The sequence below is a fragment of the Paraburkholderia sediminicola genome, assembly GCF_902859805.1.
Taxonomy (GTDB): Bacteria; Pseudomonadota; Gammaproteobacteria; order Burkholderiales; family Burkholderiaceae; genus Paraburkholderia; species Paraburkholderia sediminicola.
The window spans coordinates 82640-106160 of the sequence record NZ_CADIKC010000007.1; the positions used below are offsets into that span (position 1 = coordinate 82640).

The 23521-nt window shown below is 62.4% G+C and carries 25 protein-coding genes; 6 read left to right on the forward strand and 19 right to left on the reverse strand.

From position 1 onward, the window contains the following. Positions 1 to 201: 201 nt before the first annotated feature. From waaC to waaA, 3 genes are all read left to right on the forward strand, one after another. A complete protein-coding gene (waaC, locus tag R8871_RS23465) occupies positions 202 to 1203 on the forward strand; it encodes a lipopolysaccharide heptosyltransferase I (protein WP_175052625.1) in 1002 nt (333 codons plus the stop codon). A 61-nt stretch (positions 1204 to 1264) separates the two neighbouring features. Beyond that, on the forward strand, positions 1265 to 2149 hold the full coding sequence (locus tag R8871_RS23470) for a Kdo hydroxylase family protein (RefSeq protein ID WP_175052626.1): 885 nt from the start codon (positions 1265 to 1267) through the stop codon (positions 2147 to 2149). 76 nt (positions 2150 to 2225) lie between these two features. Beyond that, positions 2226 to 3542 (forward strand): lipid IV(A) 3-deoxy-D-manno-octulosonic acid transferase, encoded by a 1317-nt coding sequence (gene waaA, locus R8871_RS23475; RefSeq protein ID WP_175052627.1) that lies wholly within the window; start codon positions 2226 to 2228, stop codon positions 3540 to 3542. A 64-nt stretch (positions 3543 to 3606) separates the two neighbouring features. Here waaA and ureG read toward each other — a convergent pair whose 3' ends face one another. The 13 genes from ureG to urtA form a co-directional block, all read right to left on the reverse strand. Then, positions 3607 to 4260, reverse strand: coding sequence for an urease accessory protein UreG (gene ureG, locus R8871_RS23480; protein ID WP_054041789.1), 654 nt, complete (start codon positions 4258 to 4260; stop codon positions 3607 to 3609). An 11-nt stretch (positions 4261 to 4271) separates the two neighbouring features. Next, on the reverse strand, positions 4272 to 4952 hold the full coding sequence (locus tag R8871_RS23485) for an urease accessory protein UreF (RefSeq protein WP_175052891.1): 681 nt from the start codon (positions 4950 to 4952) through the stop codon (positions 4272 to 4274). Then, entirely contained in the window at positions 4939 to 5628 is a 690-nt protein-coding gene (ureE, locus tag R8871_RS23490; protein WP_175052628.1) for an urease accessory protein UreE, read from the reverse strand. Before ureE ends, R8871_RS23485 begins: the two co-directional genes overlap by 14 nt. 3 nt (positions 5629 to 5631) lie before the next feature. Further along, on the reverse strand, positions 5632 to 7338 hold the full coding sequence (ureC, locus tag R8871_RS23495; protein WP_175052629.1) for an urease subunit alpha: 1707 nt from the start codon (positions 7336 to 7338) through the stop codon (positions 5632 to 5634). 55 nt (positions 7339 to 7393) lie between these two features. Next, entirely contained in the window at positions 7394 to 7699 is a 306-nt protein-coding gene (locus tag R8871_RS23500) for an urease subunit beta (RefSeq protein WP_054041797.1), read from the reverse strand. 17 nt (positions 7700 to 7716) lie between these two features. Continuing rightward, a complete protein-coding gene (ureA, locus tag R8871_RS23505) occupies positions 7717 to 8019 on the reverse strand; it encodes an urease subunit gamma (protein WP_054041799.1) in 303 nt (100 codons plus the stop codon). Positions 8020 to 8191: 172 nt separating this feature from the next. Further along, a complete protein-coding gene (locus R8871_RS23510) occupies positions 8192 to 8995 on the reverse strand; it encodes a transporter substrate-binding domain-containing protein (protein WP_175052630.1) in 804 nt (267 codons plus the stop codon). A gap of 227 nt (positions 8996 to 9222) precedes the next feature. Further along, positions 9223 to 10104 carry an urease accessory protein UreD gene (locus R8871_RS23515; RefSeq protein ID WP_175052631.1) on the reverse strand — a complete coding sequence of 294 codons (882 nt, stop codon included), beginning with the start codon at positions 10102 to 10104 and terminating at the stop codon, positions 9223 to 9225. Between the two features lie 174 nt (positions 10105 to 10278). Beyond that, on the reverse strand, positions 10279 to 10971 hold the full coding sequence (gene urtE, locus R8871_RS23520) for an urea ABC transporter ATP-binding subunit UrtE (protein WP_028199808.1): 693 nt from the start codon (positions 10969 to 10971) through the stop codon (positions 10279 to 10281). Between the two features lie 56 nt (positions 10972 to 11027). Continuing rightward, the gene (gene urtD / locus R8871_RS23525) at positions 11028 to 11891 is read right to left on the reverse strand and encodes an urea ABC transporter ATP-binding protein UrtD (protein ID WP_175052632.1); all 864 of its coding nucleotides are present in this window, start codon (positions 11889 to 11891) and stop codon (positions 11028 to 11030) included. Then, positions 11888 to 13072 carry an urea ABC transporter permease subunit UrtC gene (gene urtC / locus R8871_RS23530; RefSeq protein WP_175052633.1) on the reverse strand — a complete coding sequence of 395 codons (1185 nt, stop codon included), beginning with the start codon at positions 13070 to 13072 and terminating at the stop codon, positions 11888 to 11890. Before urtC ends, urtD begins: the two co-directional genes overlap by 4 nt. Before the next feature lies 1 nt (position 13073). Continuing rightward, positions 13074 to 14699, reverse strand: coding sequence for an urea ABC transporter permease subunit UrtB (gene urtB / locus R8871_RS23535; protein ID WP_175052634.1), 1626 nt, complete (start codon positions 14697 to 14699; stop codon positions 13074 to 13076). 141 nt (positions 14700 to 14840) lie between these two features. Continuing rightward, a complete protein-coding gene (gene urtA, locus R8871_RS23540) occupies positions 14841 to 16139 on the reverse strand; it encodes an urea ABC transporter substrate-binding protein (protein ID WP_175052635.1) in 1299 nt (432 codons plus the stop codon). Positions 16140 to 16301: 162 nt separating this feature from the next. Between urtA and R8871_RS38870 the strand changes: the two genes are divergently transcribed. Then, positions 16302 to 16676, forward strand: coding sequence for a hypothetical protein (locus tag R8871_RS38870; protein WP_407673190.1), 375 nt, complete (start codon positions 16302 to 16304; stop codon positions 16674 to 16676). A gap of 16 nt (positions 16677 to 16692) precedes the next feature. On the opposite strand, the gene R8871_RS23550 is transcribed toward R8871_RS38870, so the two are convergent. Next, the gene (locus tag R8871_RS23550) at positions 16693 to 17796 is read right to left on the reverse strand and encodes a DUF3443 domain-containing protein (RefSeq protein WP_281370251.1); all 1104 of its coding nucleotides are present in this window, start codon (positions 17794 to 17796) and stop codon (positions 16693 to 16695) included. A gap of 74 nt (positions 17797 to 17870) precedes the next feature. Here R8871_RS23550 and R8871_RS38505 point away from each other — a divergent pair, with 74 nt between their 5' ends. Then, on the forward strand, positions 17871 to 18047 hold the full coding sequence (locus R8871_RS38505) for a hypothetical protein (RefSeq protein WP_246287673.1): 177 nt from the start codon (positions 17871 to 17873) through the stop codon (positions 18045 to 18047). Between the two features lie 171 nt (positions 18048 to 18218). Here R8871_RS38505 and R8871_RS23555 read toward each other — a convergent pair whose 3' ends face one another. The 5 genes from R8871_RS23555 to R8871_RS23575 form a co-directional block, all read right to left on the reverse strand. Beyond that, the gene (locus R8871_RS23555; RefSeq protein WP_175052637.1) at positions 18219 to 18671 is read right to left on the reverse strand and encodes a DUF2844 domain-containing protein; all 453 of its coding nucleotides are present in this window, start codon (positions 18669 to 18671) and stop codon (positions 18219 to 18221) included. Positions 18672 to 18799: 128 nt separating this feature from the next. Further along, positions 18800 to 20137: a DUF3443 domain-containing protein gene (locus tag R8871_RS23560; protein WP_175052638.1), complete on the reverse strand. Its 1338-nt coding sequence runs from the start codon at positions 20135 to 20137 to the stop codon at positions 18800 to 18802. Positions 20138 to 20168: 31 nt separating this feature from the next. Continuing rightward, positions 20169 to 20645, reverse strand: coding sequence for a DUF2844 domain-containing protein (locus R8871_RS23565; protein WP_175052639.1), 477 nt, complete (start codon positions 20643 to 20645; stop codon positions 20169 to 20171). Between the two features lie 400 nt (positions 20646 to 21045). Continuing rightward, positions 21046 to 21369, reverse strand: coding sequence for a rhodanese-like domain-containing protein (locus R8871_RS23570; protein ID WP_115782076.1), 324 nt, complete (start codon positions 21367 to 21369; stop codon positions 21046 to 21048). A gap of 77 nt (positions 21370 to 21446) precedes the next feature. After that, positions 21447 to 22100: a protein-L-isoaspartate O-methyltransferase family protein gene (locus R8871_RS23575; protein ID WP_175052640.1), complete on the reverse strand. Its 654-nt coding sequence runs from the start codon at positions 22098 to 22100 to the stop codon at positions 21447 to 21449. Between the two features lie 360 nt (positions 22101 to 22460). On the opposite strand from R8871_RS23575, the gene R8871_RS23580 reads away from it, so the two are divergent. After that, entirely contained in the window at positions 22461 to 23519 is a 1059-nt protein-coding gene (locus tag R8871_RS23580) for a LacI family DNA-binding transcriptional regulator (RefSeq protein ID WP_407673198.1), read from the forward strand. Positions 23520 to 23521 lie beyond the last annotated feature (2 nt).

Genomic DNA, 23521 nt, shown 5'->3' on the forward strand with positions numbered 1-23521 from the left:
CCAGCGGCGGCGCGGTTCTTCGTGAACCGCGGTTGCCGTCGAACGCGGCGCGGGTTTCAGTTACCGCGCCGCGTTTTTTCATGCCATTTACCCGTGTCGCGATAGAATTGCCGTCCTCACCCCCTCGGGGGACCTGGCGCGAAGCGACAGGTTGGGGGCTCTCTCAACGCACTTCGGGCCGGATAGCCGGTTTTCCCACACTTGAGCGTGCAAAAGATACTAATCGTGAGGGTGTCGTCATTGGGCGACGTCGTTCACAACATGCCGGTAATCGCCGACATCCGGCGCCGCCATCCCGAGGCCCAGATCGACTGGCTCGTCGAGGAAAGCTTCGTGGGGCTCGTGGAGCTCGTCAGCGGCGTGCGGCGGGCGATTCCCGTGTCGCTGCGGCGCTGGCGCAAGCGCATCCTCTCGGTCGACAACTGGCGCGAGATCGGCGCGTTTCGCCGCGCGCTCGCCGCCGAAAACTACGACCTCGTGATCGACTGCCAGGGGCTCATCAAGACCGCGTGGGTCGCGAGCCTGGCGCGCGGGCCGCTGGTAGGCCTCGCGAACCGTACCGACGGCGCGGGCTTCGAATGGCCGGTGCGCTTCTTCTACGACAAGCGCGTGCCGATCGAGCCGCGCACCCATGTGGTCGAGCGTACGCGCCAATTGGTGGCCGCCGCGCTGGACGACCCGCAGCCACAACCCACCGACGAAATCGACTTCGGCATCGACACCGGGCGCGCGGCGCTGGCCTTGTCGGAGGCGAATCTGAATCTGCCGGTGCCTTACGTGGTGTTCGTGCACGCCACCTCGCGCGCCGACAAGCAGTGGCCCGACACCGCGTGGATCGAGCTTGGACAGTCTTTGGTGCGGCGCGGCGCCTCGATCGTGCTGCCGTGGGGCAGCGAGGAAGAGCGCGTCACCAGCGAGCGCCTGGCGAAGGAATTCGGCGGGGCTGCGATCGTGCCGCCCAGGCTCTCGTTGCCGGCGGTGGTCGGCCTGATCGACGGCGCCGCCGCGACAGTCGGCGTTGACACAGGTCTAGTTCACATTGCGGCGGCGCTGAAGCGGCCGACGGTCGAGTTGTACAATTTCGCCACCGCGTGGCGCACTGGCGGCTACTGGTCGCCGAACGTTGTCAATCTCGGCACGGCTGGCAAGCCGCCCACGCTGCAAGAGGTCAAGTCGGCGTTGGCCGGATTTGGCCTGCTCTAATGTCGTAACGCTGTAATGCGGTGTGCTTCGCCTTACGCTCCATCCGTTTTCAAGGGCGACCATGAACGAAACCCAGATCATTGAAGTAGCGAACGCCGATTGGCACGGACGCAATCTGTCCGTGCCGCGCGAGACGCTGCTGGCCGGCGTCGAACGCGGCAAGGTGCTGTATTTCCCGAATCTGCGCTTTGCCATCGAAGGCGGCGAACAGGCCTTGCTCGATCCCGCATTTGCCGATCCGAGCCGCAAGAACATCAGTCTCGAGCCGAATGGCGGCGCGCTGCATGGCGTGGCTGGCGACGCGGTTACGCAATCGGCGGTGCGCGCGTTGATCGCGCGTTATCAGGCCAATGCGCGCACCCTGGTCGATGGACTCTTTCCCGAATACAACAGCAAGTTGCGCGTCGCGCCGACGAGCCTGCGGCTGCATCAGGTGGAAGGGCGCGAGACGTCCTGGCGTAAGGACGACAGCCGTCTGCATGTCGATGCCTTTCCGTCGCGGCCGAATTACGGCGAGCGCATTCTGCGCGTGTTCACCAACGTGAATCCGCATGGCGCGCCGCGCGTGTGGCGCGTTGGCGAACCGTTCGAGGATATGGCCAAACGCTTCCTGCCGCGTATCAAACCGCAGATGCCTGGCGCGGCGTGGCTGCTGAATCTGCTGCATGTGACCAAATCGCCGCGCAGCGAATACGACCATTTGATGCTGAATCTGCACGACGGCATGAAGGCCGATCTCGAGTATCAGAAGTCGAGCCCGCAGGAGACCATGCCGTTTCCGCCGGGCAGCGTCTGGGTGTGTTTCTCCGACCAGACTTCGCATGCAGTGATGTCCGGCCAGTTCATGCTGGAGCAGACCTTCTTCCTGCCGGTCAAGGCGATGGCGCAGCCGGACTGCGCGCCGCTCGGCATTCTCGAGCGCCTGAAGGGCAGGGCTCTCGTTTGAGCGCCGCTGTCTGGTTCGATCACGCGGTGAAACGCGCGCTTGCATTCGGATTCGCGCTCGGGCGTGCGGAGTCCCGATGCTGAGGGCGATTTATAACGCGCTCTGGTGGATCGTCGCGCCGCTTGCCGTGCTGCGTTTGCTGATCCGTTCGCGCAAGGAGCGTGGCTATCGTGAGCATATCGCCGAACGGTTCGGTTACTCGCGTGGCCGGTTGCCGGAAGACAATGCACCGCTGATCTGGGTGCATGCGGTGTCGGTGGGCGAGACGCGCGCTGCGCAACCGCTGATCGATGCGCTGATCAAGGCGCGTCCCGACGCGCGGATTCTTCTCACCCATATGACGCCGAGTGGCCGCGCCACCGGCGAGCAGATTTTCGGCGACCGCGTATTGCGGAGCTATCTGCCGTACGACATGCCGCATGCGGTACGGCGGTTTTTGCGGGCTTGGCGGCCGTCGCTCGGTCTGGTGATGGAAACCGAAGTGTGGCCCACGCTGATCGACGAATGTCGTCGCGCGGATGTGCCGTTGGTGCTGACCAACGCGCGGATGTCGGCGCGTTCGTACAAGCGCGCGGCCAAGTTCGGTCATGCGACCAAAGACGTGTTCGGCGGCTTTGCGCGAGTGCTGGCGCAGAGTCCGGCGGATGCCGAGCGGCTCACTGCACTCGGTGCGCGTAATGTCGCGGTGCTCGGCAATTTGAAGTTCGATATGAGCACGCCGCCTGAGCTGGCGGCGCGTGGCCATGCATGGCGTGCGGCGATCGGCACGCGGCCGGTGTGGGTCGCGGCGAGTACGCGTGAAGGCGAAGAGGAGTTGGTGCTGCAGGCATTCGCGGCGCTGGGTATCGAGGATGCGTTGCTGATTCTGGTGCCGCGTCATCCGCAACGGTTTAATGAAGTGGCGGGGCTGGTCGAGAAGGCTGGTTTGCGTCTTGAGCGGCGCTCGACCTGGGCGCCTGCTGCGACGGTGGCATCGGCTGCTGCTTCAGCTGTAGGCGGCGGGGTGCCTGCTTTGCCTTCTGACGTCAACGTGCTGCTCGGTGATTCGATGGGCGAGTTGGGCGCTTACTATGCCGCCTCGGATCTGGCGTTTATCGGCGGGAGTTTGCTGCCGCTGGGTGGGCAGAATCTGATCGAGGCCTGTGCGGTTGGGGTGCCGGTGCTGATCGGGCCGCATGTGTTCAACTTCACGCAAGCCACAGCGGATGCGGTCGCGGCGGGCGCGGCGGTTCAGGTGCAGGATCCGGCTGATCTGGCGCGGGCGCTGCGCGAGCTATTCGGAGACAAAGCGAGGCGGCTCGCGATGGGCGGCGCGGCTTCGGCGTTTGCCGCGCGCCATCGTGGCGCGACGGCGCGGACGGTGGATGTGTTGATGGCGGTGTTGCCGGAGTGAGGGGATGGGCGCGGAAGCGCCCTGACTTCAAAGCTTCAAAGCGTTGAAGCGCGCCGCTCTGGCATCAAGCCTTCAACAACCCCTTCTTCTCGATAAACTTCACCACCACATCCAGTCCGTCGAGCGCCTTCAGATTGCACATCACGAAGGGACGCTCGCCGCGCATCTTCTTCGCGTCAGAAGCCATCACCTCCAGATTCGCGCCGACCATCGGTGCGAGATCGGTCTTGTTGATCACAAGCAGATCCGACTTCGTAATGCCTGGGCCGCCTTTGCGCGGAATCTTCTCGCCGCCGGCTACGTCGATCACGTAGATCGTCAGGTCTGACAGTTCTGGGCTGAAGGTTGCCGCGAGGTTATCGCCGCCCGATTCAATGAACACGATGTCCGCATCAGGAAAGCGCGTCAGCATGCGGTCGACGGCTTCGAGATTGATCGACGCGTCTTCGCGGATCGCCGTGTGCGGGCAGCCGCCTGTTTCCACGCCCATGATCCGCTCGGCCGGCAGCGCGCCCGCTACGGTCAACAGACGCTGATCTTCCTTCGTATAGATGTCGTTGGTGATCGCGACGAGGTCGTACTGTTCGCGCATCGCCTTGCAGAGCATTTCGAGCAACGTGGTCTTGCCCGAGCCGACGGGGCCGCCAACGCCTACGCGTAGCGGCGGCAGTTTCTTGGTGCGGACAGACGAGTGAGCGGGGTGATGAGGTGCGTTCATGATCGATCTTCTTATGAGCGAAAGAGCCGCGAATACTGCGACTCGTGACGCGCCGAGAGAATGCCCAATTGCGGCGCGAAGGTGTTGATGTTGTCGGGTGAGGTGGCCAAGGCTCGCGTGACGGCGGCGTCGATCGGCTCGCGTAACGCGACGATGATGCGTTGACCCGCGAGTTGGCCAAGCGGCACGGCCTTCAATGCGGCAGCGGCCTGGTTTTCTACCCAGCTGAATGCGTAGGCCGCAAGAACTGCGTCAGGCGCTGCATCGTGCGCGAAAGCGGCGAAGGCGAAAGCCGTAGGTTGGGCCAGGGGCTTGAGCGATGCCAAGGTCGTACGCCGTTCTGCGTCGCCCCATTCGAGCGACACGCACAACTGACGCAGCGACCAACCCATCTGTTCGGTTTCGCGTCTGAGTTCGGCGGACTCACGGCTTGCCAGGAATTCGCTGTTTGCTTCCTTCAAGCCATCTGCGTCGTGCGCGCGCCAGCGTTCCATCTGATGCGCGAGAAACGGCAACTCGCAACGCGCGAGCACGTCGGTTAGACCGCTCGCGATCCAGTCGCGTGCGGAATCGGCGTCGGCGATGAGTTGCGCTTCGATCGCCGCTTCGAGACCCTGCGAGTAGCTGAACGCGCCGATCGGCAATGCCGGCGACGCGAGATGCAGCAGCGCTGTGAGTTCAGCGATGCGCATGGTGATGATGCCCGTGGCCGCACGATTCGTCGTGGACGTGATCGTCGTCTTTGGGGTCGTGCGAATGGTCGTGACCGTGGTCATGGTCATGCGAGTGACCGTGCGCGTGGCTATGGCCGTGCTCATGACCATGCTCATGATCGTGCGAATGCTCATGCCCATGATGTTCGCCGAACACCTGCTGGGCTAAGGCATAGTCTTCAGCGAAGGTTTCGTCGTGACCATGCTTGTGACCACCGCCATACGCGCCCGATTCCGGCTGGAACGGCATCGACACCTGATCCACGCTTGCACCGATGCGCTTCAGCATATCGGCTAACACCGGATCATATTCGAGCTTCAGATAATCCGCGCCGACTTCGACCGGCGTATGACGATTGCCGAGGTGATAAGCGGCGCGCGTCAAAGTCAGCGCATCTTTCGCGCGGACAACCAGCACGGCTTCAGGGGCAGCGACCACGCGCACCAAACCACCATCATCAGCGACCAGAACATCGCCGTCGCGCAGCACAGTGCCGCGCGGCAACAGCAATGCGATTTCCTCGCCGTTATCCAGCGTTGCCGCGAGGCGGCTCTTACGGCGGTCATCGAAAGCGAGCGTCAAAGTCGGCGCGCGCTTCACCAGAACAGGTGCGAGCTTCAGATGCGGCGCAATCAGTTTGTCGATAGTGCGCATGGTTTAGAACAGGAAGTAACGTTGTGCCATCGGCAGTACAGTGGCTGGTTCGCAGGTCAGCAACTGACCATCGGCGATAACCTGATACGTCTCAGGATCGACGCTGATCGCCGGACGCCACGCGTTGTGAATCATGTCCGCCTTCGTGATCTTGCGGCAGTTCTTCACAGCCACGATACGCTTGTTCAGACCATAACGTTCGCCGACACCTGCATCCGCAGCCATCTGCGAAACGAAGGTCAATGAAGTGCGTCCCAACGCACCGCCACGCGTCGCGAACATCTCGCGATAGTGGACCGGTTGCGGCGTCGGAATCGACGCGTTCGGGTCACCCATCTGCGCCATCGCGATCATGCCGCCCTTCAGAATCAGCGACGGTTTGATGCCGAAAAACGCTGGCTCCCAGAACACCAGATCGGCCCATTTGCCCGGCTCGATCGAGCCGACTTCATGCGAAATACCGTGCGTGATGGCCGGGTTGATCGTGTACTTGGCGACATAACGTTTTGCGCGGAAATTGTCGTGTCGCGCATCGTCTTCAGGCAGCGCGCCGCGTTGCACCTTCATCTTGTGCGCGGTCTGCCACGTGCGGATAATCACTTCGCCTACACGCCCCATCGCCTGCGAATCCGACGACAGCATCGACAACGCGCCGAGGTCGTGCAGGATGTCTTCGGCAGCAATGGTTTCGCGACGAATGCGCGACTCGGCAAACGCGATGTCTTCCGCAATCGACGGGTCCAGGTGATGGCACACCATCAGCATGTCGAGATGCTCTTCGAGCGTGTTGACGGTGTACGGACGCGTCGGATTGGTGGAGGAAGGCAGCACGTTCGCTTCGCCGCACACCTTGATGATGTCCGGTGCGTGGCCACCGCCTGCGCCTTCCGTGTGATACGTGTGGATCGTGCGGCCCTTGAACGCGGCCACGGTCGCTTCCACAAAACCGGCTTCGTTCAGCGTATCCGTGTGGATTGCGACCTGCGTGTCGGTATCGTCGGCAACAGAGAGGCAATTGTCGATTGCAGCCGGCGTCGTACCCCAGTCTTCGTGCAGCTTCAAACCGATTGCACCCGCGGCGATCTGTTCAAGCGCGGGTTGCGGCTGGCTCACATTGCCCTTACCGAGAAAGCCGAGATTCATCGGATAACCATCGGCCGCTTGCAGCATGCGTTCGAGATGCCACGGACCCGGCGTGCAAGTCGTCGCGTTCGTGCCCGTTGCCGGACCCGTGCCGCCGCCGAGCATCGTCGTCACGCCGCTCGCCAGTGCTTCTTCGATTTGCTGCGGGCTGATGAAGTGAATGTGCGTATCGATGCCGCCCGCCGTCACGATCAGGCCTTCGCCGGCGATCACTTCAGTGGACGCGCCGATCGCGATCGTCACGTTCGGTTGAATGTCGGGATTGCCCGCTTTGCCGATCGCGGCGATGCGGCCGTTCTTGATGCCGATGTCGGCCTTGACGATGCCCCAGTGATCGAGAATCAGCGCGTTCGTCACGACGGTATCGACCACGTCGGCATGCACGCGTTGCGACTGGCCCATGCCGTCGCGAATCACTTTGCCGCCGCCGAATTTCACTTCTTCGCCGTAAGTCGTGAAGTCGCGTTCGACTTCGATCAGCAACTCGGTATCGGCGAGGCGCACGCGGTCGCCGGTGGTGGGGCCGAACATTTCCGCGTATGCGCGGCGGCCGATGCGTAATGTCATGGTGTGGGTCCGGAAATGAGCAGGGTGGTCAAAGCAAGCGTGCGCGATTGGCGCATCAGAGCTTGCCCATCACCTTGCCGTTGAAGCCGTAGACGACGCGGTCGCCCGCCAGTTCGACCAGTTCGACAGTGCGTTCCTGGCCGGGCTCGAAGCGCACGGCGGTGCCCGCTGCGATGTTGAGCCGGAAGCCGCGTGCCGCTTCACGATCGAAGGAGAGCGCCTCATTCACTTCATAGAAGTGATAGTGCGAGCCGATCTGCACCGGACGGTCGCCGGTATTCGACACGACCACCGTGACGGTGGCGCGGCCCGCGTTGAGTTCGTGTTCGCCGTCGTCGATGAGGAGTTCGCCGGGAATCATGGGGCTGCCTTGCGTGATTAGGGGATCGGGTGATGAACGGTGACGAGCTTGGTGCCGTCGGGGAACGTGGCTTCGACCTGGATGTCGGGGATCATTTCCGGCACGCCTTCCATCACGTCGGCGCGCGTCAGCAGCGTGGTGCCGTAGTGCATGACCTCGGCGACGGTCTTGCCGTCACGGGCCGCTTCCATCAGCGCGGCGGTGATGAACGCGATCGCTTCCGGGTAATTCAGTTTGAGGCCGCGAGCGCGGCGCCGTTCGGCGAGCAGCGCGGCGGTGAAGATCAGCAGCTTGTCCTTCTCGCGAGGTGTCAGCTTCATCGGATGTCAGGTTGGGTTACGCCTGTCCCGGTGAGGACAGGCGTTGGATGCGATCGAGGTGGCGCTTCGTTGTGCGCCGTCGCGGCCGCATCGAAATGCGACGCGAAACAAACCGCGACAAGCTTACTGCCAGATCAGCTTACAAAGATATCAAGCTGGATTAACGACCCGCTTACAGATTGGCGGGCAAGGGCGCGCCGAACCACTTCTTCGACATTGTGTTGAGCGTGCCGTCCGCCTTCGCTTGGGCGATGGCGGCGTTGACCTTCGCCTGGAGCCGGCTTTCATTCTTGTTCATGCCGACGAAACATGGCGAATCCTTTATAACGAACTTAGGTTCCGGACGGCGCGGCGGATTCTTCGCATTGATCGCGGCGGCAACGATATTACCGGCAGCAATCAACTGCACCTGGCCCGAGAGAAACGCGGCGATGGTCGCGTTGTTGTCTTCGAAGCGTTTGATGGTGGCGTTCGGCGCCATTTGCGTGAGACCGATTTCTTCGAGCGCGCCGCGCGTGGCGCCCACCGTCTTGCCGGTGAGATCGGCGGGGCCGGTGACCTTGATGTCGGCGGGACCGAACACGCCCTGGTAATACGGCGCATAGGCCGTCGAAAAGTCGATGACCTTGTCGCGCTCAGGCGTTTTGCCGAGCGACGAGATCACCAGATCGACCTTACCCGTTTGCAGATACGGAATGCGGTTCGCGCTATTCACCGGCACGAGTTCGAGCTTCACGTTCATCGACTTCGCGAGCATCGCGGCCGTATCGATGTCATAACCCTGCGGCTTCATATCCGCGCCGACCGAACCGAAGGGCGGATAGTCTTCCGGAACTGCGACTTTCAGCACGCCGGCTTTGGCGATGTTGTCGAGCGTATCTGCGTGGGCGGCGGGCGCAGTGATGGCGAGGACAGGCGAGAGCAGCAGTGCGGCGAGCCAGGCGCGACGCGCAGGGCGAAGGGTCGATCGGGTCATGTTAGGCGAGCGGTGGCGGCGGGTGGTCGGCTGCAGTCAGGACGCGGCAGCATCGTGGGGGACTCTACGCAAGGTATGTGCCATGGCGGTGCAGCATGGCTTGGCGAGGTGACAGATGCAGTGGCGCACCGATTTGGAGCGGTCGGCTGCGCCAGATTGGTGCTTGCGATGTCTTACGAAGGTGAAAGGCGCGCTCGCGCTGCGAGGCGCCTTTGCTGATAAGCGGATCAGGTCGACCAGATTCGAAGCGGCACAGCCTCAACCCGATGCACAACGGGCCGCAACTGAAGCCAGCACTTCGTCAAAGCACGCTGCAGCGTCTCCATAGACCGCGAAACCGCCCGCACGAGCAAAACCCCTTCAGTCACACAGGAAGCCGCCGCCCGCAACGAATCGTCAAACGGTAGCTGGGCAGTGAGCGTTTCAGCGAGCGCGTCGTCGCAGGCTGCGCCGACCGCCCAGAGCGTCCCATACGCAGGAAACGCGGCAAGGCCTTGCGCCGCATCGCGCAATGAATCTTCCGCGCTGAGGCTTGCGCGTTCGAGCCACAGCGCCTCGCCATTCGCCCCAACGATCCGCGATACGGCTCGCAACTGCCCATTTGACCATCGCTCACCAGCCGCTTGCCGCCCGAGCTGGGTCGCATCCCACCCAATCGCGGTAGCGCCTTCGCCAAGCGTCAGCGAAAAATCCAGCATCGCATTGGCGTGATCGAAAACGATATTGTTCTGCGGCAGCCAGTCGAGCTTCGCCTGCGGGCCGACACGCACCGCAATATTCTGTCGTGCCGCACGGCCATTGGACTTGTACCACTTGGTTGCGCCGGGCGTCGTGATCACGGCGTGCGCGTTGTCGCCGACATCCACGTCGATATCGAGTTGGTCGCCGCCCGCGATCCCGCCCGGCGGATGCACGATCACTGCGTGGCAGATCGCATGGCCTTCCGGATAGAGCGGCCGCTGCACGCGCAACGGCCCGTCATGCAGCCGATGCTTGAGCGTGGTCCGTTCGCCGTCTTTGACGAAGCCGAGTTCGAGGCGCGCGCGCCATTGCGAGTGTGCCGTGGGTTGCGCGGTGGCGAGTGCAGCGTGGTTTTCGTGAAGCGACATGCGAATGAATGAGCGGCTGGGAGCTGCATTGGGCACAGTAGCGAACGCAGCAATGGACGCAGCAACAGACGCGTCAATTCGCAGCGTGCCCGCACGTGTTAGGCAACGACGAGCCGCGTTGCCACAGGATGCGGCGAGAATAGCACGCTGCGCTGTTTGTACTGTTTGAGTCGCTCAGACAGCGATCAATGCACGTACGCCATCCGTATCCATGTTGGCGCCTTCACCGCCCGCGACGATTTCGCCACGGCTCATCACCCAATACCGATCGGCGATTTCCTTGGCGAAGTCGTAATACTGTTCGACGAGCAGCACAGTCATGCCCATTTCTTCGACCAACTGACGCAGCGTGCGGCCAATGTCCTGAATGATCGAGGGCTGGATGCCTTCGGTGGGTTCATCGAGGATCAGCAATTGTGGATCGCTCATTAGCGCGCGGCCGATCGCAAGTTGCTGTTGCTGGCCGCCGGAGAGGTCGCCGCCGCGGCGGCTGCGCATGTCCTTCAGGACGGGGAAGAGTTCGTAAATGCGATCCGGGATTTTCTTCGGGGCTTTTTTGCTTGCAGCACCGACCAACAGATTTTCTTCGACGGTTAGGCGGGGAAAGATGTCACGGCCTTGCGGAACGTAGGCGAGGCCTTTCTCTACGCGCGAGTAAGTCGGCAGCTTGGTGATCGGTGCGCCGCGCCAGGCAATCGAACCGCTCCTTGTTTGGACGACGCCCATCAGGCATCGAAGCAAGGTTGTTTTGCCCACACCATTGCGACCCAGGAGCACGGTGAGCTTGCCGTCGGGCACGGTGAGTTTCACATCACGAAGAATGTGGCTGCCGCCGTAGTACTGGTTGAGGTTTTCTACTTCTAGCATGTCGGTCGATCCTTGAATTCTGGTGGCTTGCTGCGGCCGTGGTTTGATTGCGGCCATTACCGCCCGAGATAAGACTCGATCACCGTCTCGTCTCTCTTCACCTCATCAAGCGTGCCGTGGGCGAGCACTCGCCCTTCGGCCATCACCGTGACCTTGCCCTTCTCGCCCGATAGCGCCGCGACAAACTCCATATCGTGTTCGACAACCAACATCGAGCAACTCCCACGCAAGTGATTGAGCAGTTCAGCCAGTTGCATGGTCTCGTCATCGGTCATGCCCGCGGCGGGCTCGTCGAGCAGAAGCAATGCCGGTTGCTGCATCAGCAACATGCCGATCTCGAGCCGTTGTTTCTGGCCGTGCGACAACTCGCCTGCAAGCCGCCGTGCTTCACTCTCCAGGCCAATCAAAGCCAACGTCTCTTCAATCCGCGCTTGCGCCTCACGATCCAATCGCGCACGCAAAGAAGCCCACCATCCCTTGTCGGCCTTCATGGCCAGCTCAAGGTTCTCCCACACAGGATGCTGTTCAAAAACAGTCGGCTTCTGAAACTTGCGCCCAATCCCCGCACGCGCAATAGAAGGCTCATTCATCCGCGTCAGATCAATCGACTGCCCCAGAAAAACCTTCCCGGAATCCGGCTCGGTCTTCCCGGTGATGACATCCATCATCGTCGTCTTGCCGGCGCCATTCGGCCCGATGATGCAGCGCAATTCACCCGCGTCGATCGATAGCGTCAGCGCATTCAACGCGCGAAATCCATCGAAACTCACGGTCACGTCTTCGAGGTACAGAATCGTCCCGTGCGAAATATCGATCTCGCCTGGCACCACCGCGTGCCCCATGCTGGCGACACCGCTCAGCGACCGTTCAGCAGGCTCTTCAGGTAATGCAAGATCAGGAACCATCGGGTTTTCGTTCATGAACGGTTCCTCTTGCGCGTGACCATTTCGATCAGCCCCATGATGCCGTTCGGCAACAACAGCGGGACCAGCACGAAAATCAGACCAAGAAAGAACAGCCAGTATTCAGGGAAGTTCGCCGTAAAAAAGCTCTTCGCGCCATTCACCGCGAACGCGCCGATAATCGGTCCGATCAATGTGCCGCGTCCACCCACCGCAACCCAGATCGCCATCTCGATCGAGTTGCCCGGCGACATCTCACCCGGGTTGATAATGCCGACCTGCGGCACATACAACGCGCCCGCGATCCCGCACAAAATGGCGGAGACGGTCCACACGAACAGTTTGTACGCGAGCGGGCTGTAGCCGAGGAACATCAAACGCGTTTCGCCGTCACGTACCGCAGTGACTACGCGGCCGAGCTTCGACGTGACGATTGCCCGCGCGCCGATGAAGGCCAGGATCAGCACCGCGAACGTGATCAGCAGAAGGGCAGTGCGGGTGCCGGGATGCGTAATCGGAAAACCGCCGATACGCTTGAAGTCGGTGAAGCCATTGTTGCCGCCGAAACCCGTTTCGTTGCGGTAGAACAGCAGCATGGCGGCAAACGTCATTGCCTGCGTGATGATCGACAGGTACACGCCCTTCACCCGCGAGCGGAACGTGAAAAAGCCGAACACCCACGCGACCACCGCCGGCACCAACACTACTAGCAGCAACGCGTAACCGAGATGCTGCGTGCCTTCCCAGTACCACGGTAGTTGGTGCCAGTCGAGAAACACCATGAAGTCGGGCAGATCGCTGCCGTATTTGCCTTCGTGGCCGATCGAGCGCATCAGGTACATGCCGATCGCGTAGCCGCCCAATGCAAAGAACAGTGCGTGTCCGAGGCTCAGAATGCCGCAGTAGCCCCACACGAGATCGAGTGCCAGCGCGGCGATCGCATAGCACATGAATTTGCCGGTGATCGTCATCGCGTACGCGGACAGATGGAACGCGCTCGTTTCCGGGACCACCAGCGTGGCGAAGGGCACGCCGAGGCCGAACACGATGATCAGTGCGATCAGCGCAAGCCACGCGCGGCGCGACAGCAACGCAGGGCGTGGCGGCAGGCCGAGCGCGAAGCCGGATTGCGCTTCGCGTGCGGCAACAGCGCCACTGCTCGTTGGGCCGACGTGAGCCGAAGAGGTAGCCGATGTCATCTCATGCCTCCGCGCTACGGCCCTTGAGGGCGAACATGCCCTGCGGACGCTTCTGGATGAACAGCACGATTAGCACGAGCACGGCAATCTTGGCGAGCACCGCGCCCCAGAACGGTTCGATCGCCTTGCTGATCAAGCCGAGACCGAAACCGCCGATTACCGTGCCGGCGAGTTGGCCGACACCGCCGAGCACCACCGCCATGAACGAATCGATGATGTAGCTCTGGCCGAGATCCGGGCCGACATTGCCGATCTGCGACAGCGCGCAGCCACCCAGGCCGGCAATGCCTGCGCCAAACGCGAACGCGTACGAATCGACACGTGCAGTTTTTACGCCGACGCATGCTGCCATCCGCCGGTTTTGCGTGACAGCGCGCACGAACAGGCCCAGGCGGGTTTTAGTCAGGACAGCCCACGCAATCCCGACAACGATCAGCGAAAACGCCAGAATCGCCAGCCGGTTGTACGGGAGGATCAGATTGGGCAGCACGGTCACGCCGCCGCTCATCCAAGCAGGGTTGATCACCTGCACGTTCTGCGCGCCGAACACCATGCGTGTCGCCTGAATCAGAATCAGGCTGACGCCGAAGGTGGTCAGCAGGGTCTCAAGCGGCCGGCCGTACAAATGCTTCAACACCAACCGTTCGAGCACGATGCCGACCAGACCGGCGGCGGCGAATGAGGCCGGCACGGCAAGCAGCGGATACCAGTCGAACGCACCGGGCGCAAAGCGCTGGAACAGATTCTGCACGACATAGGTGGCATACGCGCCGATCATCAGGAACTCGCCGTGCGCCATGTTGATGACGCCAATCAAGCCATACGTGATTGCGAGCCCCAATGCAGCGAGCAGCAGCACGCTGCCGAGCGATAGGCCCGCGAACAGCGTGCCCGCGATCTGGCTGCGGCGCTGGATCGAATCGAGTTCGTCTATGCCGCTTTGCGCAGCGGAACGCACGCGATCGTCCGCTTCGTTGAAGGTGCCGTCAGGCTTCTTCGCGACGAGCGGGCGCAGCAGTTCGTTCATGTCGAGATCGTGCCGCGCGGCGACCAGTTGCACGGCTTCGAGGCGCTTGGCCGGGTCGGCGTCGTGCAATGCGGTCATTGCCCACAACGTGTCGAGGCGCTTCTTCAGCGCCGGGTCGGTTTCCTTCGCACGCGCTGCGTCAACGAGCGGTTTGATCGACGGATCGGGGTTTTGCAGCAGTGCGGTGATGGCGGCGTCGCGCGTGGCGGCGTCGGGTGAATCGAGTTGCAGGCCCGAGAGTGCGCCCGACACTTTCGAGCGCAGCAGGTTGTTCAGGGTGACCGGTTGCGCGTCGCCCGCGGCGACCGTTTTGCCGGTGACGGCGTCGTGTGCCGTGTCGCCGTCTTGCAGCAGCACTGCACCGGAATCGGTGGCGAGCGCGCTGTCTTCGGACAGGGCTTTGAGCACCGCGAGCGATTCTTTGTCGTGGTTGGCAATCAGTTTGTCGATTGCCGCGGATTTCGCATCGAAGTCGTCACCGGCGAGCGGGGCGACATCGGCCGGAGTGAGCGCGAAGGCGGTAAGCGGTGCGCTAACGATAAGCGCGAGCGCGAGACCGCCGATGCTCCGTCGTGCGAATTTCGGAAATGAAAACGCCATGATGGCCTTTGAAGAAAAACCGGCGAGGCGGCACGGCATCGCGGTGATGCCCCGGTGCCACGCCGTTGTCTTGCGTCTTGCAGCGTCGTGTCGGGCAGAGCAGCGGTTCAGCTCCGGCTCTGCCCCAGCTCAGGTTCCGGCTCAGGCAACCCGCGAGCGCTTCAGGAATGCGGGAATCGAACTGACCACGTCCGGCTTGCTCGAATTGCCGGCGATGAACGGGCTCCACGGCTGCGCGCGAACCGCGGTCTTGGTGCGCCACACCACGTTGAACTGGCCGTCGGCACGCACTTCGCCGATCATCACCGGCTTGTGCAGATGGTGATTGCCGTCCATTTCGAGCGTGAAGCCTGACGGCGCTGCGAACGTCTGGCCGACCATCGCCACACGCACCTTGTCCACGTCCGTGCTCTTTGCTTTTTCGACGGCCTGCTTCCACATATGGATGCCGACGAAAGTCGCTTCCATCGGGTCGTTGGTCACGCGCTTGGTGCCGCCCGGCAGGTTGTTGTCCTTCACCCAGGCAGCCCATTGCTTCTTGAACTTGTCGTTGGCCGGATTGCGCAGCGACATGAAGTAGTTCCATGCCGCGAGATTGCCGACCAGCGGTTTCGTATCGATGCCGCGCAGTTCTTCTTCGCCGACCGAGAATGCGACCACCGGTACGTCGGACGCCTTCAGCCCCTGGTTGCCGAGTTCCTTATAGAACGGCACGTTCGAGTCGCCGTTGACGGTCGAGATCACCGCGGTCTTGCCGCCCTGCGAGAAGGTCTTGATGTTCGCGACGATGGTCTGATAGTCGCTATGGCCGAACGGCGTGTAGACCTCCTGGATATCGGCTTCCTGCACGCCTTTCGACTTGAGGAACGCGCGCAGGATCTTGTTGGTCGTGCGGGGGTACACATAGTCGGTGCCCAGCAGGAAGAAGCGCTTGGCGCCGCCGCCTTCCGCGCTCATCAGGTATTCGGTTGCGGGAATCGCTTGCTGATTCGGCGCGGCGCCCGTGTAGAACACGTTGCGCGACATTTCTTCGCCTTCGTACTGCACCGGGTAAAACAGCAGGCCGTTCAGTTCCTCGAACACCGGCAGCACCGACTTGCGCGACACCGACGTCCAGCAGCCGAACACAACCGCGCACTTTTCCTGGGTGATCAGCTGACGCGCCTTTTCGGCGAACAGCGGCCAGTTCGACGCCGGGTCCACGACCACCGGCTGCAGTTGACGGCCCATGACGCCGCCGTTCTTGTTGATGTCCGCGATGGTCATCAGCGCGGTGTCTTTGAGCGATGTCTCCGAGATCGCCATCGTGCCGGAGAGGGAATGTAGAACGCCTACTTTGATCGGGCCGCTGCCCGATTGCGCCTGAGCAAACGGAACCTGACCTGCAAGCGCCAATGCGCCCGACATGGAGCCGAACTTCAACAGACTACGACGTTTCATGTATTTCCCCTTGCCATTGATGGTGACTGTTTATGGGCGTCGATTTCAGCCAGCAGGGCTTATCCCGCATGACTTGCCGCTTGTGTACTGCAAGGCACATGCCATGTAGTAATTTCGACTTGAAGTCCGCCAATTGCGTGCTGCGGCGCGGGGATGCGCCACGTGAGTTATGCGAAACGCGGCGCGAAATTGGTGCAGGAGCGGAGCGTGCGCCTCGTTCAGGTGCGCGCCGCGCCGCAACGAAGCGTGTCCGTCGGCCAGCGGGCGTCGGCGGTGCATGGTCGCTGCGCCGTTGTGCATGGGCCGCCTGGTGCGCGGGCTTATGACGTGCTCTTGTGGCGCTTCGAGAAGGGGGTGTTGACGCGCTGTACCGGCGGCATCCTGGTGTTCTCGCCGCCGTCGATTATTGAAGGGGCGCAGATTGACGAAATCTTCAGGACGGTGGCTGAGGTGTTGAGGGAGACGGCAGGACGCAGTCTTTCTAGCGCAAGAAAAAAGGCCGGCGCCTCGCGCGCCGGTCGTTCTCTTACTAGATGAATGCTGCTTCCGATGATCAGAAAGCGATGAACGGCCCCACTTGCTTGCCGATCATCACGTTGTTGAGCACCGTGTAGACGTTGCGGCCGAAGAAGAATGGCAGCCCCCAGACGAACATTCCCGCCGATGGCGAGCCAAGGCTGTCATAGGCAGCGTACTGATTCGCCACCAGGCTCGAGCCGTTGGCCAGTGAGAACGGCACGGTGACGGGCATGGCGGCCTTGTCGATGCCCGTCAGGACGGCGGACAGGCTGAGCGTGGTTGACGGCGTATACCAGTCACCTGAAGAGGGAATCGTGTAATCCGCAAAGATGTTCGCATTGGAGCCGCTGTCGATGGCGCTCGAATACGAACGGCTCTTGTAGGTGGTCTGGAAGAAGCCGTTCTGATCGAGCGCCACGATATTCGGGTTCGACGGCATCGCGTTGTTCGACTGCGTGCCGATGCCGAACACCAGTTCTCCTGTGGCGCGTAACTGACCACCCGCAGGCAGCGCGGGCAGGCGGATGATCGTGCCGTTGTTGTCGGAGGTGAAGTTGGCCACTGGATTCATGACCTGTGTGTCGAGCGGCACGCGTGTGTTCGTGCACGACGTTGCGGACCTGCAGTAATAGTAGGCCGCGGGCAAGACGGTTTGTGCCGCAGCGGGATAGTCGCGTTGCGCCGGGCCGATGCCGAGCACGCCGTTGGCGCCGAGCGCGGATGCGGTGCCGAGGTTGTTGACACCGCGCGAAACGCAATCTGACGGCGTGGAGTACGTGTCGTCGGCGATCACTTGCACGGGCAGATTGCCCGCCGTTTTGCCACCGATCGTCACGTCGGCCCGTTTGATCGGCCCCCATGTGTACCCCGAGCCGAACACCGCACATTCGGCGATCGGCGCGCCGCCGGTCGGATCGTTGGTGGCGCCCGATTGCGCGGGCAAGCGGCCGGCGAGTGCCTGACCCAGCGCGCTCGCCAGTACTCGTACACCGACCGAGCCTGTATCTAGCTGCATGTGGTCGATGGTTGCGCATTGCGTGCTGTCCTGCACGCCGGGGAAGCAAAGCGTGACGCTCACGTACGGCATGTTGGCGTAGTTCCCCGTCCAACGTTCGACGGTGATTGGTACGGTGTTGATGTCGGCGACCGGGGTTGGGGTGGGAGTAGGACTCGGCGTTGGCGTAGGCGTAGGCGTAGGAGTCGGAGTCGGCGTTGGCGTTGGCGTTGGCGTTGGAGTCGGAGTCGGAGTCGGAGTTGGAGTCGGAGTCGGAGTCGGAGTCGGAGTTGGCGTTGGAGTCGGAGTCGGTGTCGGTGTCGGAGTCGGAGTCGGAGTCGGCGTTGGCGTCGGTGCCGGCGTCGGCGTTGGCGTCGGCGTGGGGCTCGGAGTAGGCGTCAGGCCAGGAGCCGGTACCAGGGTTTCGTTGTTCTCCGTCGTTTTCGGGTCGCCGTTGTCACCACCGCCACCGCAGCCCGATAGAGTCATACTGGCCGTCAGAAGCGCGAAGCAAAGTGTCTTGCTGAAAGTTTTCATCTGTGTATTCCGTGAATCGATACGCCGCTTCACTGCAGTTCGTCCATGCGAACGTGGGTGGGGACCATGCGTGGCAAGTACGCTTTGCCGAAGAAGTGTCCAGGCCGGCCCGCTGATTCAACGTGAAAGCCGTCGTTGTGTTCGATCAACGGACCGGTGCCGCGCGCATGTGCCTGGCCCGCCGAGGCGAAGCTGGAGAAGTAGCTACCAAGCAACGCGGCCATATCCGGCCGCACCGGTCCCTGCCACGTGACGGCAAACACGATATTGGCCGGCAGCACGTATTCGCGGATCGTGACACCGTCGGCATCGCGCGACTCACGCACGGTATAAGCCGCAACAGCGGCAGAAGAGGAATTAGAGGTGGCCGAACGGAGCCGCATCTGCGGGGCCGGGTCCGTACCCGGTGCACCGCCCAATGCCGCATACGACGCGAGCGGCAGCAGTGCCGCGGCAGCCAGCGCGATCTTTACAAATCTCATCACATTGCTCCAAAAACAAGTCGGAGCATGTTGCCTTCGGGCTATTAATGAGAGTGGGCGAAAAATCCCAATACAAAGTCAGAAACGACGACGGGAGGCAGCGCCTCCCGTATCACATCTGAATATCGTTAGAACGCGACGAACGGTCCGGTATGCGTGCCGATCTTGTTGGTCCCGATCACCGTGTACACGCTGCGGCCGTAGAAAAACGGCAGGCCCCAGAGGAACATGCGGTTGAACGAGAAGTACGCCCCCACGTTGTTGTACGCGGCGTTGCCGCTTGCGGTCAGGTTAAGGGCATTGTCGATCGGGAAAGTCAACTTGTAAGGCGCACTGGAGCCATCGGTTGCTTCCATGGTTGCAGTCAGGTTGAGCGCGCTCGATGGCGTGTACCAACCCGAGGTCGTGGCTATCGAGCTATCCGGAAAGGCGTAGACATTGGTGCCGCTGTCGATCGCGCTCATGTTGAACACGTTCCCTTGATACTGGGTTGTGATGCTGCCGTACTGGTCCACCGCAAAGATGTTGGCATTGGCCGGCAGTGCGTTGTTCGCCTGCGTGCCGATACCGAATATCAGCTGCCCCGTGACGCTGGCCTGACCGCCGGCGGGCACAGCCGGCAGGCGGATGACCGTGCCGTTGTAATCGGCGTTGAATGCGGCAACAGGATTCATCACCTCCCTGGTGGCAATCATGCGCGTGCTGGTGCACGAATTCTGCGACGAGCAATAGTAGTAGAGCCCAGGTGCCGCTCTTTGCACCGCGTCGAGGGAATCATAGGTGCCGTGCCCAATCCCCAGGATACCGTTGGCGCCGAGGCGTTTGACGGTGCTGAGATCCGCGCCGCCGTGCGCAATGCAATCCGACGGTGTATCGAACGCGCCGTCGCCGATCACCTGAATCGGGATGTTGCTGGCCGTCCTGCTGCCGATCGTGATATCGGCGCGCTTGACCGAGCCCCATGTGAAACCGGAGGCGAACGGCATGCATTCGGCGATCTGGTAAGCGCCGCCACGGTAAGCGCCGTCGGGGGTGTCGTCGAGTGCGCCGATTTGCGTGAGCAACTGAGGGTTCAGCGCCGGCATTGCGCTGGCCGCGATGCGTACGCCGGTTGAGCCGGTGTCCACCAGCATCCGGTCGACGGTCGCGCATTGGTTTGCGCCTTGCGCCGTGCCCGGGACGCACACGGTGATCGAGGCGAACAAACTGTTGATGCCGCCCATTGAGCTGTCGACGCGAATCGGCACCGTATTGTTCTTGTCGGTTTTGATGTTGCTCGCATTGCCGGTGTCACCCGTACTGCCGGTATCGCCCGACCCATTGGGCGGTTTGATCCAGTCGGGCGTGGCGTTCCAGCCGAGGGCGCCGCCTTTGCCATTTCCATCGCTGCCGCCGCCACCGCACGCGGCAAGGGCGACGCTCGCCCCTGCCATGATGATCCATAGCGTCTTCTTAAGAGTCTTCATCTTTTGATTTTTCCGTAACTCGACGCCCATCTCACTGCAGGTCGCCGACGCGCACGTTGGCTGGCATCAGGCGGGGCAAATAGGCTGCGCCGGTGAAGTGCCCCAAACGGCCCGCCGACTCGATGCGGAAGTCGTCACTTCCCTCGACTAGCGGCCCTGTGCCGCGCGCACGGCTTTCTGCGGCGCTGACGTAGGTGGGGAAATAGCTGCCGAGGAGTTCAATCATGTCCGGACGGATCGGTCCTGCCCACGTGACCGCGAATACGACGTTGCTGGGCAACACGTATTCGCGGATCGTGACGCCGTTGGCGTCACGCGACTCGCGCAGGGTGAAGAGCGCCGAGTTTGCTGTTTTAGCCGCGCCTGTAACGGCGGAGGCTTGCGGTGCGGCACGCAGTGTTGTCGGCGAGGAGGAAGACGTGCCGGCGCCCGGAGCGCCGCCCAGCGTTGCGTGCGATGCGAGCGGCAAAAGCGTTGCGGCTAGTGTCGCGACCATCAGAAGTCTCATTACGCGCTCCGAAAAAATAATCGGAGCATGGTGCCTGTGAGGCACTTAGGAAACCGCAAGAAACTTCGGAGGCGATGACGAGAAGCATCTCAATGAAAATGTCGCGCCAATTTCGTCTTAACTTGTCCTATCTTGTCGGGGCGGACAAGCGTTTGCATAAGACAAACAACGGCTGACAACGGCGGACGACTGCGACAGCCCCAACGCTGAACGCCGGGGCGGAAGCACTGAAATGTAGGAAGGATGGAGGAGGTATTACTGCGGCTACGGCTACCGCTGATTCTGAGGCGCTGCCGCATTCGGCATTGCCCGCCGCCCGATCTTCCCGGCAGCGTCTTTAGCCGCGGCACCCGGATGCGGCGCCGTCGGCACCCGCCGACGGATCATCGCGACCGTGCGATCAATAGGTGGGAACGGTCGGATCGACCTGACGCGACCACGCGTCGATTCCGCCTTGCAGATTGAAGACGTTGGTGTGGCCGCGCGATTCGAGGAACATCGCGACCTGGGCGCTGCGCGCGCCGTGATGGCACACGCAGACGATTTGCGCGTCGTCGTCGAGTTCTTCGCTGCGCGCGGGAATCTCACGCATCGGAATCGACACGGCGCCGGCGATCGACGCCGTCTGGATTTCCCACGGTTCACGCACGTCGAGCAACACGGGCGCAGGGCGCGATTGATCGGCGAGCCATTCAGCGAGCGCAGGAGCGGTCAGATTTTGCATCAGCAGGACATCCAGTTCTGAAGACGGCGGCGTGCCGGCCGCCCGGAAAAACGTGCGAAACGTGCGAAGCGTACGAATTAAAACTTGAAGCGCGGCGGCTGCACGGCGTTGATCAGCGGTTCGACATAGGTTTCGAACACGTCGGCAATGCGGTACTGCTTCTCATCGATACGCGTGATGATCTGCGCCTTCATGACCGGCGCGGTGCCGACGAAAGCCGCGAGGCGGCCACCGACCTTCAGATGTTCGAGGATTTCCTGCGGCAGCACCGGCAGGCCGCCCGACACACAGATCACGTCGTACGGTGCGGCGTTGGCCCAGCCGCGCGAGGCGTCGCCCGTCACGACTTCGGCGTTCAGCACGCCGTTGGCGATGAGGTTGTTCTTCGCCAGTTCAGCCAGTTCCGGTTCGATGTCGACCGTCAGCACGTGCTGCGCGCGATGCGCGAGCAGGGCGGCCATGTAGCCCGAGCCGGCGCCGACTTCGAGCACGCTTTCGTGTTTCTTCACCGCCAGTTCCTGCAGCACGCGCGCTTCGACGCGCGGCGCCAGCATGTGCTGGCCGGCCGGCAGCGGCACTTCGAAGTCGACGAAGGCCAGATCGCGGTAGGCGGTGGGGACGAAGTTTTCACGCTTGACGATCGAGAGCAGATTCAGCACGTCCTGGTCGAGCACTTCCCAGGGGCGGATCTGCTGTTCGATCATGTTGAAACGCGCTTGCTCGATGTTCATGGTGGATTCGGCAGTGTGGTTTGGCGAGTTTGCGATTCTTTGCCCTGACCGGCGGCCTCGGTGTGCGACTCCCGGTGTAGCGCCGGGGTGCGGCCCGCGGGGTACACCCCGATAAGAGAGGCCACGGCAGGGTAACTGCGGGATTGTACCAAATGGCGGCGCGAATCCACGCCGTCGCGGGTAATGCGCCGCCGGGCCGAACCCTGGACGGGCTCTCGCCATGCCTGCTCGACTCCGTGTTAATCCCTAGCGATCCGTCCTTGCGATTCCCGCTTCCATCGCGCAAAAATGTAATCGATTACATTTTCGAGGCCAACTCACTTGTCCAAGTCGGTGTCCAAAGCGGCCCGTGCGACTTCGCTGCCGTCGTCGAAATTGCGCCCGCAGCCTGAGGCTCAGCCGCCGCGTCCGGCTGAGGGCCTTTCGATCGCTCAGGTGGCGGAGCAGGCGGGGGTCTCGGTGGCGACGGTGTCGCGCGTGCTGAATGGCCACGAGAACGTGCGGCCCGCCACGCGCGACAAGGTCCTGGCGGCCGTCGACGCCAGTGGCTATCGCGTCAACGAACTCGCGCGCAACCTGCGCACCGCGGAAAGCCGCCTGCTGCTGACGATGGTGCCCGACGTCGGCAACCCCTTCTACGCGGAGATCGTGCGCGGCATCGACAGCGTCGCGCGTCAGCACGGCTATTTCATGCTGCTCTGCGACACGGGCGCCGATCCGGGGCGCGAGCGCAGCTACTTCGATCTGCTGCGCCGCCGCCGCGCGGACGGCGCGATCTGCCTCGATCCCGCCACCATCCAGCAGGCGCTCGGCGAGGCATCCAGCGCGCTGCCGTGGGTCGCGTGCTGCGAGTTCGATCCGGAGATGGGTGTGCCGTATGTGGGCATCGACAACTACAAAGCGGCGGGCGACGCGGTGCGCCATCTGCTCTCGCGCGGCCACCGGCGCATCGGGTTGATCAATTCGGATGTCGACTATCTGTACGCGCGGCAGCGTCAGCAAGGCTACCTGGACGCGTTGACCGAAGCGGGCATTACGCCGGACGAGCGCTGGCGCATGAATCTGAACAGTCTCGACTACGAGGCGGGCGCATCGGCGGCGGCCTTGCTGATGCAGCAGCCGCATGCATCCAACGCGGCGCCGAGCGCGATCTTCGCCGTCTCAGACACATTGGCGATCGGCGTGATCCATGGTTTGCGCAGCGTCGGCAAGCGCGTGCCGGACGATGTCGCGGTGGTCGGCTTCGACGATATCTCGCTTGCCGCGCAAGTCGATCCGCCGCTGACCACCATCGCCCAGCCCATGCGCGAACTCGGCGAAACCGCCGCGCGCCTCCTGCTGCAACGGCTCGCGAATCCGTTAGCGAACGTGCCGGGCGTGCTGCTGCCGCATCGGCTCGTGATTCGCAGGAGCGCATAAGC